Annotated in this window: 17 protein-coding genes; 11 read left to right on the top strand and 6 right to left on the bottom strand. The window is 72.4% G+C overall.

Going from position 1 to position 16,656, the window contains the following annotated elements:
• On the top strand, positions 1 to 531 hold a 531-nt coding region (locus NH602_RS16670; protein WP_253068284.1), incomplete at its 5' end, for a zinc-binding dehydrogenase.
• Complete coding sequence (locus tag NH602_RS16665) at positions 528 to 1,493, top strand: PfkB family carbohydrate kinase (protein WP_253068283.1); 966 nt, start codon at positions 528 to 530, stop codon at positions 1,491 to 1,493. The genes NH602_RS16670 and NH602_RS16665, both read left to right, overlap by 4 nt.
• A gap of 3 nt (positions 1,494 to 1,496) precedes the next feature.
• Here NH602_RS16665 and NH602_RS16660 read toward each other — a convergent pair whose 3' ends face one another.
• From NH602_RS16660 to NH602_RS16645, 4 genes are read right to left on the bottom strand one after another with little or no spacing between them, the layout of a single operon-like run.
• On the bottom strand, positions 1,497 to 2,465 hold the full coding sequence (locus NH602_RS16660) for a pirin family protein (RefSeq protein ID WP_253068282.1): 969 nt from the start codon (positions 2,463 to 2,465) through the stop codon (positions 1,497 to 1,499).
• Positions 2,462 to 2,800: a GNAT family N-acetyltransferase gene (locus NH602_RS16655; protein WP_073577407.1), complete on the bottom strand. Its 339-nt coding sequence runs from the start codon at positions 2,798 to 2,800 to the stop codon at positions 2,462 to 2,464. The genes NH602_RS16660 and NH602_RS16655 overlap by 4 nt, the downstream gene beginning before the upstream one ends.
• Before the next feature lie 12 nt (positions 2,801 to 2,812).
• Positions 2,813 to 3,301, bottom strand: a complete 489-nt coding sequence (locus NH602_RS16650) for a carboxymuconolactone decarboxylase family protein (RefSeq protein WP_100878385.1) — start codon at positions 3,299 to 3,301, stop codon at positions 2,813 to 2,815.
• A 16-nt stretch (positions 3,302 to 3,317) separates the two neighbouring features.
• Positions 3,318 to 4,472 (bottom strand): low temperature requirement protein A, encoded by a 1,155-nt coding sequence (locus tag NH602_RS16645; RefSeq protein WP_253068281.1) that lies wholly within the window; start codon positions 4,470 to 4,472, stop codon positions 3,318 to 3,320.
• Between the two features lie 53 nt (positions 4,473 to 4,525).
• Here NH602_RS16645 and NH602_RS16640 point away from each other — a divergent pair, with 53 nt between their 5' ends.
• A complete protein-coding gene (locus tag NH602_RS16640) occupies positions 4,526 to 5,698 on the top strand; it encodes a low temperature requirement protein A (RefSeq protein WP_253068280.1) in 1,173 nt (390 codons plus the stop codon).
• On the opposite strand, the gene NH602_RS16635 is transcribed toward NH602_RS16640, so the two are convergent.
• On the bottom strand, positions 5,695 to 7,062 hold the full coding sequence (locus tag NH602_RS16635) for a mycothione reductase (RefSeq protein WP_253068279.1): 1,368 nt from the start codon (positions 7,060 to 7,062) through the stop codon (positions 5,695 to 5,697). The two genes, NH602_RS16640 and NH602_RS16635, sit on opposite strands and share 4 nt — an antisense overlap.
• Positions 7,063 to 7,194: 132 nt before the next feature.
• Between NH602_RS16635 and NH602_RS16630 the strand changes: the two genes are divergently transcribed.
• Positions 7,195 to 7,629: an STAS domain-containing protein gene (locus NH602_RS16630; protein ID WP_179762156.1), complete on the top strand. Its 435-nt coding sequence runs from the start codon at positions 7,195 to 7,197 to the stop codon at positions 7,627 to 7,629.
• A 9-nt stretch (positions 7,630 to 7,638) separates the two neighbouring features.
• Here the strand turns inward: NH602_RS16630 and NH602_RS16625 are convergent, their stop codons facing one another.
• The gene (locus NH602_RS16625) at positions 7,639 to 8,598 is read right to left on the bottom strand and encodes a LysR family transcriptional regulator (RefSeq protein WP_253068278.1); all 960 of its coding nucleotides are present in this window, start codon (positions 8,596 to 8,598) and stop codon (positions 7,639 to 7,641) included.
• Between the two features lie 87 nt (positions 8,599 to 8,685).
• On the opposite strand from NH602_RS16625, the gene NH602_RS16620 reads away from it, so the two are divergent.
• From NH602_RS16620 to NH602_RS16590, 7 genes are all read left to right on the top strand, one after another.
• Positions 8,686 to 9,405 (top strand): succinate dehydrogenase cytochrome b subunit, encoded by a 720-nt coding sequence (locus NH602_RS16620; protein WP_178372991.1) that lies wholly within the window; start codon positions 8,686 to 8,688, stop codon positions 9,403 to 9,405.
• Positions 9,406 to 9,409: 4 nt separating this feature from the next.
• Entirely contained in the window at positions 9,410 to 11,386 is a 1,977-nt protein-coding gene (locus NH602_RS16615; RefSeq protein ID WP_179762157.1) for a fumarate reductase/succinate dehydrogenase flavoprotein subunit, read from the top strand.
• Positions 11,387 to 11,398: 12 nt separating this feature from the next.
• Positions 11,399 to 12,148, top strand: a complete 750-nt coding sequence (locus tag NH602_RS16610) for a succinate dehydrogenase/fumarate reductase iron-sulfur subunit (protein ID WP_062396708.1) — start codon at positions 11,399 to 11,401, stop codon at positions 12,146 to 12,148.
• A gap of 75 nt (positions 12,149 to 12,223) precedes the next feature.
• The gene (locus NH602_RS16605) at positions 12,224 to 12,880 is read left to right on the top strand and encodes an alpha-ketoglutarate-dependent dioxygenase AlkB (RefSeq protein WP_179762158.1); all 657 of its coding nucleotides are present in this window, start codon (positions 12,224 to 12,226) and stop codon (positions 12,878 to 12,880) included.
• A 172-nt stretch (positions 12,881 to 13,052) separates the two neighbouring features.
• Positions 13,053 to 13,853, top strand: a complete 801-nt coding sequence (locus NH602_RS16600) for a hypothetical protein (RefSeq protein WP_179762159.1) — start codon at positions 13,053 to 13,055, stop codon at positions 13,851 to 13,853.
• 8 nt (positions 13,854 to 13,861) lie between these two features.
• Entirely contained in the window at positions 13,862 to 15,769 is a 1,908-nt protein-coding gene (locus NH602_RS16595) for a fumarate reductase/succinate dehydrogenase flavoprotein subunit (RefSeq protein ID WP_253068285.1), read from the top strand.
• Positions 15,766 to 16,527 carry a succinate dehydrogenase/fumarate reductase iron-sulfur subunit gene (locus NH602_RS16590; RefSeq protein WP_253068277.1) on the top strand — a complete coding sequence of 254 codons (762 nt, stop codon included), beginning with the start codon at positions 15,766 to 15,768 and terminating at the stop codon, positions 16,525 to 16,527. Before NH602_RS16595 ends, NH602_RS16590 begins: the two co-directional genes overlap by 4 nt.
• The last annotated feature ends 129 nt before the right edge of the window (positions 16,528 to 16,656 follow it).

Here is a 16,656-nt window from a genome sequence, read left to right as displayed (position 1 = left end):
GCCGGCCGCGCCGGTGACCTCGTGGGGCGCACCGTGCTCGTCAACGGGGCCGGGCCGATCGGCTGTCTCGCCGTCGCCGCCGTCCGGCACCGCGGCGCCGCCACGGTGCTCGCGGCCGACCTCGACCCCGGCTCGCTCGCCGTCGCCCGCGCGATGGGCGCCGACGAGGTCGTCGACGCCTCCGCGGCCCCGTTGCCCGACGAGGTCGACGTCGTGGTCGAGGCCTCCGGTGCCCCGTCCGCGCTGGGGCCCGTGCTGCGTGCCTGTGTCCGCGGCGGGACGGTCGTGCAGGTCGGGAACCTGCCGGGCGCCCCGGTGCCCGCGGTCCTCGGCGACCTGGTGACCCGCGAGATCACCTGGGTGGGGTCGTTCCGGTTCGTCGAGATCGCCGACGCCCTCGACGCGCTCGCCGGCGGGGTCGACGTCGGCCCGGTCGTCAGTCACCGGTTCGACCTCGCCGACGCCGGTGAGGCCATGGCCGTCGCCGCCGCACCCGGCAGCAGCAAGGTCATGCTGAGGCTCGACCGGTGAGCGCCGTCGTCACCCTCGGCGAGACCATGGCGCTGCTGACCCCGCCGGACCGGATCACGGCCGGGTCGGCGCTCCGGGTCGGCATCGGCGGCGCCGAGTCCAACGCGGCCATCGGGCTCGCCCGGCTCGGCTGCGACGCCACCTGGATCGGCCGCGTCGGCGACGACGACCTCGGCACCGCCGTCGTCCGGGAGATCCGGGCCGAGGGCGTCACCGTGCTCGCCGGCCGGGACCCGGACGCCCCCACCGGGATGATGCTCAAGGAGGTGCGCGGAGGCCGCCCGCGCCGGGTCCGCTACTACCGCTCGACCAGCGCCGCCGCGCGCTGGTGCCCGGAGGACCTGGATCCGGTCGTCGACGTGGTCGCCGGGGCGCGGGTGCTGCACCTGACCGGCATCACCCCGGCGCTCGGGTCCGGGCCGCTCGCCGTCGTGCGGCGGGCGATCGCGATCTCCCGGGACGCGGGCGTCACCGTCGTGCTCGACGTCAACCACCGGCGCGCGCTGTGGACCGACGAGCGCGCCCGGTCGGTGCTGACCGGCCTGCTCGGCGGCGTCGACGTGCTGCTCGCCGGTCCCGACGAGGCGGCGATGCTGCTCGGCGAGCCCGAGGAGGACCCGAGCCCTCAGGCCGGGACGGATGTCGCGACCCGGCTCACCGCGCTCGGGCCGGGCACGGCCGTGGTCAAGCTCGGGGAGCTCGGCGCCGCCGGGGCGGACGCGCACGGGGCGGTGGTCGTCCCGACCACGCCGGTCGAGGTCGTCGACCCGGTCGGCGCCGGCGACGCGTTCGCCGCGGGATTCCTGGAGCGGACCCTGGCCGGGGCGCCGCTGGCCGACCGGATCGCCCGCGGCAACGCCTGCGGGGGCGCGGTGTGCCGGGTCCGGGGCGACTGGGAGGGCCTGCCGTTCCGCGACGAGCTCGACGACCCCGCGCCGGCGTCCGCCGCCGTCGTCCGCTGAGCCTCAGCCGCGCGGGGTGAGCCGGGCGTTCGGCAGCTCCGGCGCCGGCAACGTCGACTCCCAGGCGTCCGGGAACACCCCGAAGCGCCCACCGTCCCGCCCTCCGGCGGCACGCTCGTCCTGCCACTGCTCCCGGAAGGCCGCGATCTCGTCGTGGGTGGAACCGACGAAGTTCCACCACATCACGATCTGCTCGCCCAACGGCTCCCCGCCGAGCAGCACCAGGCGGGCGCCGTCGTCGCCGGCGTGCAGGTCCAGGGTCGTACGGCCCGGCGGGAGGTACACGAGCTCGGCGGACGCGGCCGCCGTCCCGCACACCCGCGCCGCGCCGGTGTCGACCAGCACGCCGTGCTCGAACCCGGCGTCGACGTCGAGCGTCACCGCCGCCCCGGCGGGCAGCACGACCTCGGCGCCCAGCAGCGGGGTGAACGTCTCCACCGGCGACGACGACCCGGCCAGCGACCCGAGGAACACCCGCAGCGCGACGTCCCCGGCCCGCACCCGGGGCGGCGCGTAGTGCTCGAAGCGGGGCGCGGTGTCCCGGTGCGCGGCGGGCAGCGCCAGCCACAGCTGCACCCCGTGCAGCACCTCGGTACCGGGCGTGGAGAACTCCGAGTGTGCGATGCCGGACCCCGCGGTCATCAGGTTCAGCTCGCCCGGGCGCACGACCGCGTGCGCGCCGGTGGTGTCGCGGTGCTCGACCTCCCCGGTGAACAGCCACGACACCGTCGCCAGCCCGGTGTGCGGATGCCCCGGCACGGCCATCCCGCCGGTGTCGGCGACCCGGTCCGGGCCGTAGTGGTCGAGGAAGCACCAGGCCCCGATCAGCGACCGGGTGCGGCGCGGCAGCGTGCGGCGCACCGTCATCGCGCGCGGACCACCCAACGGCACGTCGCGCGGGGTCACCAGCTCCGCGGCGGCGGTGTCGCCCCCGCAGACGACCTCCTCCGGCACGGTCTCGACGTTGCTCACCGCGCCCTCCGCCGGACGGTGGCGACGGCGTCGGGCGTCACCGGGTCGAGGATGTCGGCGTAGCCCTGGTGGGTCGACACCCAGCGCCGTACGTACGGGCAGACCGGCACGATCCGCTTCCCGGCGGCGCGGGTGTCGTCCAGCGCGAAGCGGACCAGGGTGCTCGCGAGCCCGCGCCCGGACAGCTCCGGGTCGACCTCGGTGTGGTGGAAGATCCGCTGCTCGTGGTCGTCGACGTACTCGGCCCGGCCGACCACGGTGCCGTCGATCAGGATCTCGTAGCGGTGGTGGCCGGTGTCGTGGGTGACCACGGTGTCGTCGGTGTCGCCGGGCATGTGGTCAGCCTCTCAGGACGCCCGGCGGCGCACCACGCGGCCGTCGGCGTCGCGCTCGGGGACGGGGTGCGCCGACAGGATCGAGACCCGGTTGAACGCGTTGATGGTGATCGCCGCCCAGACCAGCACCGACACCTCGTCGTCGGTGAGGTCACCGCGGACGGCGGCGTAGGCGTCGTCGTCGAGGTGGGTCCCGGCGGTCCGGGTGACGGCCTCGGCGAGACCGAGTGCGGCGCGCTCGCGGTCGTCGTAGAGGGCGCTGTCGCGCCAGGCCGGGAGCAGCGCCATCCGCTGCGGGGTCAGTCCGGCCGCCAATCCCGACCGCCAGTGCGTGTCCAGGCAGGTCTCGCAGCCGTTGATCTGTGAGACCCGCAGGTTCACCAGCTCCAGCAGGTCCCGGTCCACCCCGGCCGCGGCGGCGCGCTCGCGCACGACCGCGACGACGTCGGTCATCGCCCGGAACACCTCGGGGGTCTGCTTGTCGATCCACACCCGGCCCATGTCACCTCCGAACCCGTCACGCGGCGACGGTGTTCCGGGCGGGTGCTGTTTCGACGGTCACGACCACCGCCACCATCACCAGCGCGGCGACGACGGGGGTGAACGGCGCGAACGCCGACAGCCCCAGCAGCCCCGCCAGCACGACGACGGCGGCGCTGCGCCCGGCGGTGAGCGTGGGGCGCAGCGCGAGCGCCCACACCCCGAGGACGAACAGCGCGACCGGCACGGTCAGCGTCGCCCCCGCCGCGGCGGCGGACAGCCCGGTCGCGGTGGTGTCGACGTCGACGGCCACCTCGATGCCCGCCGAGAACGCCCCGGCCGCGGCGAAGACGAGGTAGTGGCCGTAGCCGTGCACCAGCGCCCGTGGCATGGCCCGCAGGTGCTCGTGCTGGTCGCGGGCGAAGTAGACCCACCACATGCCCGCCGCCAGCACGAGCCCGCACGCCGAGAGCAGCAGCAGCGGGCCCAGGTGCTCGGCGGAGGACAGCGCGTCGACCACCGCCGTCGTCGACGCCAGGACCGACTCGCCCAGCAGGATCAGGGTGAACAGGCTGTAGCGCTCGGCGATGTGGTGCGGGTGCCACGGTGTCGTCCGCGCCCGCTCGGCGACCACCGGGACCGCCAGCTCGGCCAGCGCCAGCACGACGAACCCCACCGGGTGCGGGTCCACGAGCACCCAGGCGATCCACAGCAGCTGGACGACGACGATGCCGCCCGCGTAGCGCAGCGCCGTGACCCGCAGCTCCGGGTGCGAGCGGGCCGCCCGCAGCCACTGCGTGACCATCGCCAGGCGCATCACCACGTAGCCCGCGACGAGCACGCCGTAGCCCTCGCCGGCCATCGCCGACGGGGTCCCCGCGGCCAGCACCAGCGCCCCCGCCATCTGCACCAGGGTGGTGACGCGGTAGAGCCAGTCGTCGACGTCGAAGGCCGAGGCGAACCAGGTGAAGTTCATCCAGGCCCACCAGATGCCGAAGAACACCAGCAGGTACGACCCGACCCCGGCACCGATGTGCCCGCCGGACTCGGAGTGGTGCAGCGCGGCCGACGACAGCGACACCGCCACCACGAACACCAGGTCGAAGAACAGCTCCAGCGGACTGGCCGCCCGGTGGGGCTCGTCCGGGTCGCGGGGGCGCATCGCGCGCAGACCGAGGTTCACACCGGCCATCGTTGCGCGCCGCACTACCCTTCGGCTGCGCCGACACGGGGAAGGACCCACCGATGACCACACCGGACACCACACCGGACACCCGGCCACGGGTGCTGCGCCGGGCGGGCGACTCCGAGGTCGCCCCGATCGAGCTGTTCTTCGACCTCGTCTACGTGTTCGCGATCGTCCAGGTCTCCCACACGCTGCTGTACCACCTGACCCCGCTCGGGGCGCTGGAGACGGCGGTGCTGTTCGCCGCGGTCTGGTGGCTGTGGAACTACTCGGCCTGGGCGATGAACTACCTGGACCCGGCGCGCCCGTCGGTCCGGGTGCTCAACGCCGGCCTGATGCTGACGGCGCTCGGGATGGCGCTGGCCCTGCCGGGCGCGTTCGGTGACTCCGGGCTGCTGTTCGCGCTGTGCTTCGCCGCCGCCCAGATCGGCCGCCCGCTGTTCCTCGTCGTGAGCGCGCGCGGGCACGTCATGGCCCGCAACTACCGCAACCTGCTGGTGTGGAGCACGGCCGCGTCGGTGCTGATGGTCGTCGGCGCGTTCCTCCCGCCGGTGGCGCGGCTCGTGGTCTGGGCGCTGGCCGTCGCCGTCGACATGGCGGGCCCGCGGTTCGAGTTCCGGGTGCCGGGGCTCGGCCGCACCCCGATGGAGGAGTGGCCGACCGACGTGGAGCACCTCGCCGAGCGCAACCGGCTGGTGTTCATCATCGCGCTCGGCGAGTCGATCCTGATCATGGGTTTCACGCTGTCGGAGATGGAGGTCGTGACCCCCTACGCGGTGGTGATCACCCTGCTCGGGTTCGCCGGCCTGGTCGCGCTGTGGTGGTCCTACTTCGCGCTCGCCGGACACGGCACCCGGGCGGCCTCCGGCGACGGGTCGACCCGCGCGGCGCGGGCCGCGTTCGCCTACGCACACGGCCTGATGGTGGCCGGCGCGGTGCTGTTCGCGGTCGCGATCGACCTGCACCTCACGCACCCGGAGAACACCCCGGCCCTGGTGCTGACCTCGGTCGGCGGTCCGCTGCTCTACCTCGTGGGCAACAAGCTCTACCTGCAGGGCCGAACCGGGACGGTCGGGCGGTCGCGCTACGTCGCCGCGGCCGTGCTGGCCGCGGCCGCGGCGGTCGCGCTCGTCGCCGGGCACGCGCTGCCCGCGATCGTGATCGGCCTGGTCGTGCTCGCCGTGGTGGTCGGGCTGGCCGTGGTCACCGAGCTGGCCGAGCGGCGCGCCTAGTCCTCCTCGACGGCGCCGCGCAGCGCGTTCTCCAGCACCTCGGTCAGGGCGGGGTGGATCCAGTACTGGACGTCGGCGAGCCGCTGCGCGGTCACGCCCAGCGCCATCGCCTGCACCAGCTGCTGGACCATCGTCGACGCCTGCGGGCCGAGCAGGTGCGCCCCCAGCAGCGTGCCGTCGGGGGCGACGAGGACCTTGCAGAACCCGCGCTGCTCCTCCAGCGCCCAGCCGAAGGCGACATCGGCGTACTCGTGGAGCCCGACCCGGAACTCCAGGTCCTCCTCGCGGCACTGCTGCCCGGTGCGCCCCACGGAGCCGATCTGCGGGGTGGTGAACACCGCGGCCGGCACGAACCGGTGGTCGACCTCGCGCAGGTCGTCGGGGTGGGCGAGGTTGTGCCCGACGACCTCGGCCTCGTGGTTCGCGACGTGCTTGAGCGGGTGCGGGGTCGAGATGTCGCCCAGCGCCCACACCCCGTCGGCGGTGGTGCGGCCGTGGGCGTCGACGACGACGCGGCCGGCGTCGTCGGTGTCGACCCCGGCGTGGTCCAGGCCGAGCCGGTCGGAGTTCGGACGGCGCCCGGCCGCGACGAGCAGCCGGTCGGCCCGGACCTCCGTGCCGTCGTCGAGGTGCAGCCGCACGTCGCCCTCGCCGCCGGTGACCTTCTCCACCGTCCGGCCGGTGTGGACGGTGAAGCGCTCGCGGGCGGCGTCGGTGAACCGCTCCACGACGGTCTCGTCCATCCCGCCGAGCAGTGTGTCGGCGCTCTCGATGATCGTGACCGCGCAGCCCAGCCCGCCGAACACGTGCGCGAACTCGGCCGCGATGTAGCCGCCTCCGATGATCGCCAGGTGCTCGGGCAGCTCGTCGATCCGCATGATCGTGTCGGAGGTGTGGAACGGGACGCCCGAGTCCGCGACCGGTGGCGGGACCACCGGCCGTCCCCCGACGGCGAGCACGATCCGGTCCGCGGTGAACTCCGCGGTGCCGCCGTCGCCCAGGTCCACGGTCATCGCGCGCGGCCCGGTGAAGCGGGCCACGCCGTCGTAGACGGTGCCGTCGTGTCGGCGGTGGTCGCGGCCCTCGTCGCCGATCGGGTCCAGCCGGGCGAAGACCCGGTCGCGGATGTCGCTCCAGCGGATCCGGTCGATCCGGGCGTCCACGCCGTAGGACGACGCCGCCCGCACGGTCTCGGCGACCTCGGCGGTGTAGGCGAGCATCTTGGTCGGGATGCAGCCGACGTTGAGGCAGGTCCCGCCGAACCGGGTCGCCTCGACGTGGGCGACATCGAGGCCGTCGAAGCGGTCGTCGACGATCATGTTCCCGGATCCGGTGCCGACGATTGCGAGATCGTGATGGGCCACCCGCCGAGCGTAGGAAGACCGGTGGCCTCCCGCGCGTCGACGGGGCGACGCCGCCGTCGTCGGGCGATCGGCGTGCGGTACTGGCACGCTGGCCCCGGCGGTGGCGCGGCGCCCCGCGGGAGGCGGCCGATGATGACCGATCCGACGGACGGCCCGGGAGGAGTGCCCGGCCTGTCCGCCGCGACAGCGGAGGGCGGCGGCCTGGCCCTGGAGGCGGTGCCGCACCCGTCGGGGCCGGTGGCGCTGCACGCCGTCGGCGACGTCGATCTCGCGACCGCGCCGTTCCTGGCCGAGCAGGTGGGCGCCTGGTTCGCCGCGGCCCCGCGGATCGTGCTGGACCTGTCCGCGGTCGGCTTCCTCGGCTCGGCCGGGATCGCGGCGCTGCTGGACTGCCACCGCGACGCCGCAGCGGCCGGGGTGGTGCTGGAGCTGTACTGCGGCGCGGCGCGCCAGGTCCGCCGGGTCCTGCAGGTGACCGGGACGTGCGAGCACCTGCGGGTGCTCGACCCGCACCCGCCGCCGGAGGGCCCCGGGGGCCACGCCCCGCTGTTCCCGGTGCCCGACTGACCCCGGCCCTCAGCCGAGCAGCTCCCGGCCGGTCCGGTGCCGGTGCAGCACCTGGACGTCGGTCGTCCCCTCCCGCAGCGACGCCGAGGTGTCGGACATGTGCTCCAGCAGCGTGTCCGCGAAGGCGATGACGGCCGGGGTGGGGGCGATGTCGGCCCGCCGCGCCAGCGCCACCGTGCGGTGGATCGCCGGGTTGAGCACCGTGCGCCGCAGCCGCGGCCGCCCGATGAACGTCAGGTCCGGCACCACCGCCACCCCGGTGCCGGCCTCGACCATGCGCAGCACCGCGTCCATCTGACCGCCCTCCACGGCGATCCGCGGCGTGACCCCGGCGACGGCGTAGGCCCGCAGGGTCACCTCCCGCAGGTCGTAGCCCTGGCGCACCATCACCAGGTCGTGCCGGGCGAGCTCGGAGACCGTCATCGACCCGCGGGGGGTCAGCGGCCTGCGCGCCCGCGGCGAGGCGACCGAGAGCCGTTCGCGCAGCAGGGGAGCGGTGTGCAGGGTCGGGTCCACCCCGTCGGGGGGCACGATCACCAGCGCGACGTCCAGCTCCCCCTGCACCAGCGCCGCCTCCAGCGGCTGCGAGCCGTCCTCGGCGAGCTCGACGGCGATCTCGGGGTGCCGGGCGTGGAAGACCCGCAGCACGTCGGACAGCACGCCGATGCACAGCGACGGCGTCGCCCCGACCCGGACCCGGCCCCTGCGCAGGCCGACCATCTCGGCCACCGTCGTGCGGACCATGTCGGAATCGGCGATCATCCTGCGTGCCAGTGGCAGCACCGCCTCACCGGCCGGGGTCAGCGTGACGGCCGACCCGCGGTTGATCAGCGGGGAGCCCAGCTCGTCCTCCAGCGCCCGCAGCGCGCGGCTCAGTGTCGGCTGGGCGACCCCCACCTGGTCGGCCGCCCGAGTGAAGCTGCGCACGTTCGCCACGGCGACGAAGTACATGAGCTGCTGAAGTGTCACGTGCATAGCTTACGGCTATGAGCGGAGACCGTTTCATGCATTGGACTGCCTTACCCGTTGGTATGTCCACTGGAGGACGTGGTCACGATGTCCGAGAAGTCCCGGGCCGGCGGCGGAGCCAAGCCCGCCGCACCCCGGCGCCCGCGCACGCCCAGTGCGCTGCTGAAGTTCGTGATGGCGGTGAGCGGCGTCGTGCTGCTCGGCTACGTCACACTGCACATGATCGGGAACCTGAAGATCTTCTTCGGCCCCGAGGCGATCGATCACTACGCGGCCTGGCTGCGCACCATCCTGGAACCGGCGCTGCCCTACTCGGGCATGCTCTGGATCGTCCGCGTGGTGCTGGTCGTCGCGGTGGTCGCCCACATCTGGTCGGCGACGATGCTCGCCCTGCGTGCGCGCAGGGCCCGCCCGATCAAGTACGCGGGTGGCTCCTACCAGGTCAAGGGCAGCTACGCGGCCCGCACCATGCGCTGGGGCGGCGTGATCATCGCGCTGTTCGTGATCTACCACCTGCTCGACCTGACCGCGGGCACGCTGAACCCGAACGGCGTGCACCTCGCGGTGGCCGACAACCTCGCGGCCGACTTCACCCTCGCCCGCTGGTACGTCACCCTGTTCTACGTCCTCGCGGTGGTCGCGCTGGGCTTCCACGTCCAGCACGGCATCTTCTCGGGCATCCAGACGCTCGGGTGGTCGTCGAACAGCCGTGAGCGCACCATCAAGGTGGTGTCGACGGTCTTCGCCGCCGTGCTGACCCTCGGCTTCATCTCGGTGCCCCTCGCCGTCACGTTCGGAGTGGTCTGATCCCATGACTGACAGCACTGACGCCTCGTCCCACCACGTGTCCTACGCCGACTACGCGACCGGTGAGCCGGTCGTCGACAAGGCGGTCCCGTCGGGTCCGATCGAGACCCGCTGGGAGCGCCGCCGGTTCGGCGTCAAGCTGGTCAACCCGGCCAACAAGCGCTCGAAGAAGATCATCGTCGTGGGCTCCGGCCTGGCCGGCGGCTCCGCGAGCGCGACGCTCGGCGAGGCCGGCTACCACGTCAAGACGTTCTGCTACCAGGACAGCCCGCGGCGCGCGCACTCGATCGCCGCGCAGGGCGGCATCAACGCGGCGAAGAACTACCGGAACGACGGCGACAGCGTCTACCGGCTGTTCTACGACACCGTGAAGGGCGGCGACTTCCGTGCGCGGGAGTCCAACGTCCACCGGCTCGCCGAGATCTCGCGGCAGATCATCGACCAGTGCGTCGCGCAGGGCGTCCCGTTCGCCCGTGACTACGCCGGTCTGCTCGACAACCGCTCGTTCGGCGGTGTGCAGGTCTCCCGCACGTTCTACGCCCGTGGCCAGACCGGCCAGCAGCTGCTGATCGGTGCCTACCAGGCGCTGGAGCGCCAGGTGAAGGCCGGCACCGTCGAGATGTACGCCCGGCACGAGATGCTGGAGCTGATCGTCGTCGAGGGGCGCGCCCGCGGCATCGTCGCGCGCGACATGGTCTCCGGCGAGATCGAGGTGCACACCGCCGACGCGGTCGTGCTCGCCTCCGGCGGCTACGGCAACGTCTTCTACCTGTCGACGAACGCCAAGGGCTGCAACGTGACCGCCTCCTGGCGGGCGCACCGCAAGGGCGCGCTGTTCGCGAACCCCTGCTTCACCCAGATTCACCCGACCTGCATCCCGGTCTCCGGCGACCACCAGTCGAAGCTGACCCTGATGTCGGAGTCGCTGCGCAACGACGGCCGCGTCTGGGTCCCGAAGAAGCTCGGCGACGACCGCGGGCCGAACGAGATCCCGCACGACGAGCGCGACTACTTCCTCGAGCGCAAGTACCCGGCGTTCGGCAACCTGGTGCCCCGCGACATCGCGTCCCGGGCCGCCAAGGAGGTCTGCGACGAGAAGCGCGGCGTCGGACCGTCGGGCCTGGGCGTGTACCTGGACTTCGACGACGCCATCCAGCGGCTCGGCCGCAAGGCCGTCGAGAACAAGTACGGCAACCTGTTCGAGATGTACGAGCGGATCACGGGGGAGAACCCGTACGAGGTCCCGATGCGGATCTTCCCCGCCGTGCACTACACGATGGGTGGCCTCTGGGTCGACTACGACCTGCAGTCGACCGTCCCGGGTCTCTACGTGGCGGGCGAGGCCAACTTCTCCGACCACGGCGCGAACCGGCTCGGCGCCTCCGCGCTGATGCAGGGCCTGGCCGACGGCTACTTCGTCCTCCCGGTCACGATCGGCGACTACCTGGCCAAGAACGAGCTCGACGCCGTCCCGGACGACGCGCCCGAGGTCGTCGAGGCCGTGCAGTCGGTCACCGACCGGATCGACCAGTTCCTGTCGATCAACGGCACCCGCACGGTGGACTCGTTCCACCGCGAGCTGGGCCAGATCATGTGGGACTACTGCGGGATGGAGCGCACCGAGGAGGGTCTGCGCAAGGCGCTGGACCGCATCCCCGAGCTCCGTCGCGAGTTCTGGAACAACGTCAAGGTGCCGGGTACCGGCGCGGAGCTCAACCAGAGCCTGGAGAAGGCCGGCCGGGTGGCCGACTTCCTCGAGCTCGGCGAGCTCATGTGTCTCGACGCGCTCGTGCGTCGCGAGTCCTGCGGCGGTCACTTCCGCGGGGAGAGCCAGACCGAGGACGGCGAGGCGCAGCGCGACGACGAGAACTTCTCCTTCACCTCGGCCTGGGAGTACACCGGCCGCGGGCAGGCTCCGGTCCTGCACAAGGAGGAGCTCACGTTCGAGTACGTGCACCCGACCCAGCGCAGCTACAAGTAAGGCGAGGACCCCGTGAAGCTCAATCTGAAGGTCTGGCGCCAGCGCGACGCGGTCGACAAGGGTCGCCTGGTGAACTACACCGTCGACGCCGACGAGGACATGTCGTTCCTCGAGATGCTCGACGTGCTCAACGAGAAGCTGATCCTCTCCGGCGACGAGCCGGTCGCGTTCGACCACGACTGCCGCGAGGGCATCTGCGGCTCGTGCAGCATGGTCATCGACGGCCGACCGCACGGCCCGCAGCGGGCGACCACCACCTGTCAGCTGCACATGCGGCACTACTCCGACGGCGACACGATCGTCATCGAGCCGTTCCGCTCGGGCTCGTTCCCGGTCATCAAGGACCTCGTCGTCGACCGCGCCGCGTTCGACAAGATGATCCAGGCCGGCGGCTACGTCTCGGTGAACACCGGGTCGGCGCCGGAGGCCAACTCCAACGCCGTGCCGAAGGTCGCCGCGGACCGCTCCTTCGCCGCAGCGAACTGCATCGGCTGCGGTGCCTGCGTCGCGGCCTGCCCGAACGGGTCGGCGTCGCTGTTCCTGGGCGCGAAGCTGACCCACCTGGGTGAGCTGCCGCAGGGCCAGCCGGAGCGCTACGAGCGCGTCGTCAGCATGGTGGAGGAGCACGAGGCCGCCGGGTTCGGCGGCTGCACCAACACCGGCGCCTGCGCCACCGCCTGCCCGAAGGAGATCCCGCTCGACGTGATCTCCCAGCTGAACCGCGACTACCTCGCGGCCACGGTGGGCGGCCGGAAGAAGTAGGACACACCGTCGCGACGGCCCGGGCCACCCCCTCCGCGGGGTGCCCGGGCCGTCGTGCGTCGCGGGGGAGGGGTCGTGGACGGACTGTTCGGGCGGGAGCGGCGTGCGCTCGGGCCCGGCGCGGTGCACATCCCGGACTGGCTCGACCTCCCCGGGCAACGCAGGCTGGCCGACGCCTGCCGGGCGTGGGTCCGCGACGGCCCCGGTCTGCGCACGGTGACGCTCCCCGGCGGTGGCGTGATGTCGGTCCGCAGCGTCTGCCTGGGGTGGCACTGGCTGCCCTACCGCTACTCGCGCACCCGCGACGACCAGGACGGGGGTCCCGTCCCGCCGGTCCCGTCGTGGCTGGCCGACCTCGGCCGGGCCGCGCTGGCCGCGACCGGCCACCCGGACGCGCAGGCCTACCGGCCGGACGTCGCGGTGGTCAACTTCTACGACGGCGACGCCCGCATGGGCCTGCACCAGGACCGCGAGGAACGCTCGCCCGCCCCGGTGGTGTCGCTGTCGGTCGGGCGGGCGTGCCTGTTCCGGCTCGGCTCCGCCGGGCACCGCGGGCGGCCGTGGACCGACGTCGAGCTGTACTCCGGTGACCTCGTCGTGTTCGGCGGGGCGAGCCGGCTGGCGTTCCACGGGGTGCCCCGGCTGCTCGACGACCCCGGACCGCCCGGCACCGGCCTGCGGTCCGGGCGGCTGAACGTCACGCTGCGCGAATCGGGTCTCGACGGCCCGTGACGTGTGAGCCACGTCTCGATGGAACGGCCAATCACCGTCCCGACGTAGATCACATGTGATCTGGGTCGTACTCTCTGGCGACCACCGCACCGTGTGTGCGGCGGGTGTTCACGAGGACACGACGTCGTGTCAGGTCTCTTCGGCGTCGTCGAGACGACAGGAGCTCCCGTACGTGTCATCCACCACTGACGCGTCCACCGGCCGGGCCACCATCGCCGCGCGCACGCTGCGCACGGACCGATGGTGGCTCCCGCCGCTGGCCACCTTCGTGGCGTTCGTCGCCTGGGTCGCGTACGCGACGGTGCGGGCGTTCATGCAGGACTACTACTTCGTCCCCGAGTACGGCTATCTGACGCCGTTCTACTCGCCGTGCGTCTCGACGGGCTGCGTCGAGGAGGCGTCGCACTTCGGCCGGTTCCTGCCCGACGTCTGGTGGCTGCCCTACGCGGCGGTCTCCCTGCCGTTCCTGCTGCTGTTCCGGCTGACCTGCTACTACTACCGCAAGGCCTACTACCGGGCGTTCTGGCTCTCCCCGCCGGCCTGCGCGGTCGCCGAGCCGCACCAGCGCTACAGCGGTGAGACGCGCTTCCCGCTGATCCTGCAGAACGCGCACCGCTACTTCTTCTACATCGCCGGGATCATCACGCTGATCAACGCCTACGACGCGGTGCTGGCCTTCGCCAAGCCCGGCGGCGGGTTCGGCCTGGGGCTGGGCAACATCATCCTGGTCGTGAACGTGGTGCTGCTGTTCGGCTACACGCTCTCGTGCCACTCGTGCCGCAGCGCCGTCGGCGGGCGGCTCAACCACTTCTCGAAGCACCCGGTCCGCTACAAGCTCTGGACCCAGGTCTCGAAGCTGAACACGCGGCACAACCAGTTCGCGTGGGCGACGCTGGTGAGCCTCGCCGTCACCGACTTCTACGTCATGGCCGTCTCCGCCGGCTGGATCAGCGACCTGCGGATCGTGGGGTGAGCACCGAGATGGACGAACAGATCGAGCGGCACGACTACGACGTCGTCGTCATCGGGGCCGGCGGTGCCGGCCTGCGGGCGGCGATTGAGGCGCGGCTGCAGGGCAAGCGGACGGCGATCATCTCCAAGTCGCTGTTCGGCAAGGCGCACACCGTGATGGCCGAGGGCGGCTGCGCGGCGTCGATGGGCAACGCCAACCCGAACGACAACTGGCAGGTCCACTACCGCGACACCATGCGCGGCGGGAAGTTCCTCAACAACTGGCGGATGGCCGAGCTGCACGCCAAGGAGGCCCCGGACCGGGTCTGGGAGCTGGAGACCTACGGTGCGCTGTTCGACCGCACCAAGGACGGCACGATCAGCCAGCGGAACTTCGGCGGGCACACCTACCCGCGGCTGGCGCACGTCGGCGACCGGACCGGCCTGGAGCTGATCCGCACCCTGCAGCAGAAGGTCGTCTCGCTGCAGCAGGAGGATCTCGCCGAGACCGGTGACGCCGAGTCCCGCATCCGGGTCTTCCACGAGTGCACGATCACCGAGCTGTTCACCACCGACGGCGCGATCTCGGGCTGCTTCGGCTACTTCCGCGGCGACGGCCGGTTCGTGCGCTTCGACGCCCCGGCGATCGTGCTCGCCACCGGCGGGGTCGGGAAGAGCTACTCGGTCACGTCGAACTCCTGGGAGTACACCGGCGACGGCCACGCACTGGCCCTGCGCGCCGGCGCGACGCTGATCAACATGGAGTTCCTGCAGTTCCACCCGACGGGCATGGTGTGGCCGCCCTCGGTGCGGGGCCTGCTGGTCACCGAGTCGGTCCGCGGCGACGGCGGCGTGCTGCGCAACACCGACGGCAAGCGGTTCATGTTCGAGTACGTGCCGGACGTGTTCAAGGAGCAGTACGCCACCTCCGAGGAGGAGGGCGACCGCTGGTACACCGACCCGGACAACAACCGGCGCCCGCCGGAGCTGCTGCCCCGCGACGAGGTGGCCCGGGCGATCAACTCCGAGGTCAAGGCCGGGCGCGGGACCGAGCACGGCGGGGTGTTCCTCGACGTGTCGACGCGGCTGAAGCCCGAGGAGATCCTCAAGCGGCTGCCGTCGATGCACCACCAGTTCAAGGAGCTGGCCGACGTCGACATCACCAAGGAGCCGATGGAGGTCGGCCCGACCTGCCACTACGTGATGGGCGGGGTAGAGGTCGAGCCGGACACCGCGATGTCGAAGGTCCCCGGTCTGTTCGCCGCGGGCGAGGTCGCGGGCGGCATGCACGGCTCCAACCGGCTCGGCGGCAACTCGCTGTCGGACCTGCTGGTGTTCGGTCGTCGCGCCGGGCTGCACGCCGCGCAGCACGCCGACGCCGGCCGGCCCGCCGTGGCCGAGTCCGACGTCGCCGCCGCGCTGGAGCGGGCGATGCTGCCGTTCTCCAGCGCCACCGAGGGCGGGGAGAACCCGTTCGTGGTGCAGCAGGAACTGCAGAAGACGATGCACGAGCTCGTCGGGATCATCCGCAAGGGCGACGAGATGGAGCTCGCCCTCAAGAAGCTCGAGGACATCGCGACCCGTACCCGCACCGTCTCGGTCGAGGGGCACCGCCGGTTCAACCCCGGCTGGCACCTGGCTCTGGACCTGCGGAACATGCTGCTGGTCGCGCTGTGCACCGGCAAGGCCGCGCTGGAGCGCCAGGAGTCCCGGGGCGGGCACACCCGCGACGACTTCCCGGTCATGGACTCGGACTGGCGGCACCTGCTGCTGGTGTGCCGGGCGATCGGCGAGGACGACGTCGAGCTGACCCGTCAGGAGCAGCTCCCGATGCGGTCGGACCTGTTCGACCTGTTCGAGATGGACGAGCTGAAGAAGTACTACACCGGAGACGAGCTGGGCGGTCACCGCGCCGACTCCGCGGAGGGGAACCAGTGAGCAGTCACCTGCACCACTTCCGCGTCTGGCGCGGCGACGACACCAAGGGCGAGCTGGTCGACTACCCGGTGGAGGTGAACGAGGGCGAGGTCGTCCTCGACGTCATCCACCGGCTGCAGGCCACCGAGGCCGGCGACCTGGCCGTGCGGTGGAACTGCAAGGCGGGCAAGTGCGGCTCGTGCTCGGCGGAGATCAACGGCCGGCCGCGGCTGATGTGCATGACGCGGATGAACACCTTCGACGACGCGGAGGTCGTCACCGTCACGCCGCTGCGCAGCTTCCCGGTGATCCGCGACCTCGTGACCGACGTGTCGTTCAACTACACCAAGGCCCGCGAGATCCCCAGCTTCACCCCGCCCGAGGGCGTGGCTCCGGGCGAGTACCGGATGGCGCAGGTCGACGTCGAGCGGAGCCAGGAGTTCCGCAAGTGCATCGAGTGCTACCTGTGCCAGAACACCTGCCACGTGGTCCGCGACCACGAGGAGAACAAGGAGGCGTTCGCCGGGCCGCGCTACCTGATGCGGATGGCGGAGCTGGACATGCACCCGCTCGACGCGCACGGCAACCGCGCCGTCGAGGCCCAGGAGGAGCACGGGCTGGGGTTCTGCAACATCACCAAGTGCTGCACCGAGGTGTGCCCCGAGCACATCAAGATCACCGACAACGCGCTCATCCCGCTCAAGGAGCGCGCGGTGGACCGCAAGTACGACCCGCTGGTGTGGCTGGGGGACAAGATCTTCCGCCGCAAGGCGGACTGAGCGGGGGTCCCGTGCCCCGGCGGCGGGCGTCGCACCCGCCGTCCGGGGTGCGGCGGCCGCGCGCGGGGTGCGGCGGGTCAGCCCCCCAACGAGCGGCGGATCTCGGCGAGCCGCTCGGCCGCCCGGCGC

It is taken from the genome of Pseudonocardia sp. McavD-2-B (assembly GCF_024124365.1).
GTDB lineage: Bacteria > Actinomycetota > Actinomycetes > Mycobacteriales > Pseudonocardiaceae > Pseudonocardia > Pseudonocardia alni.
The sequence above is the reverse complement of the archived record's forward strand: the minus strand, read 5'-3'. Positions and strand labels throughout refer to the sequence as shown.

Excerpts from the sequence above, each read along its gene's own strand:
- NH602_RS16655 (WP_073577407.1), bottom strand. The coding sequence starts at position 2,800 with ATGCCCGGCGACACCGACGACACCGTGGTCACCCACGACACCGGCCAC.
- NH602_RS16650 (WP_100878385.1), bottom strand. The coding sequence starts at position 3,301 with ATGGGCCGGGTGTGGATCGACAAGCAGACCCCCGAGGTGTTCCGGGCG.
- NH602_RS16645 (WP_253068281.1), bottom strand. The coding sequence starts at position 4,472 with ATGGCCGGTGTGAACCTCGGTCTGCGCGCGATGCGCCCCCGCGACCCG.
- NH602_RS16640 (WP_253068280.1), top strand. The coding sequence starts at position 4,526 with ATGACCACACCGGACACCACACCGGACACCCGGCCACGGGTGCTGCGC.
- NH602_RS16630 (WP_179762156.1), top strand. The coding sequence starts at position 7,195 with ATGACCGATCCGACGGACGGCCCGGGAGGAGTGCCCGGCCTGTCCGCC.
- NH602_RS16620 (WP_178372991.1), top strand. The coding sequence starts at position 8,686 with ATGTCCGAGAAGTCCCGGGCCGGCGGCGGAGCCAAGCCCGCCGCACCC.
- NH602_RS16615 (WP_179762157.1), top strand. The coding sequence starts at position 9,410 with ATGACTGACAGCACTGACGCCTCGTCCCACCACGTGTCCTACGCCGAC.
- NH602_RS16595 (WP_253068285.1), top strand. The coding sequence starts at position 13,862 with ATGGACGAACAGATCGAGCGGCACGACTACGACGTCGTCGTCATCGGG.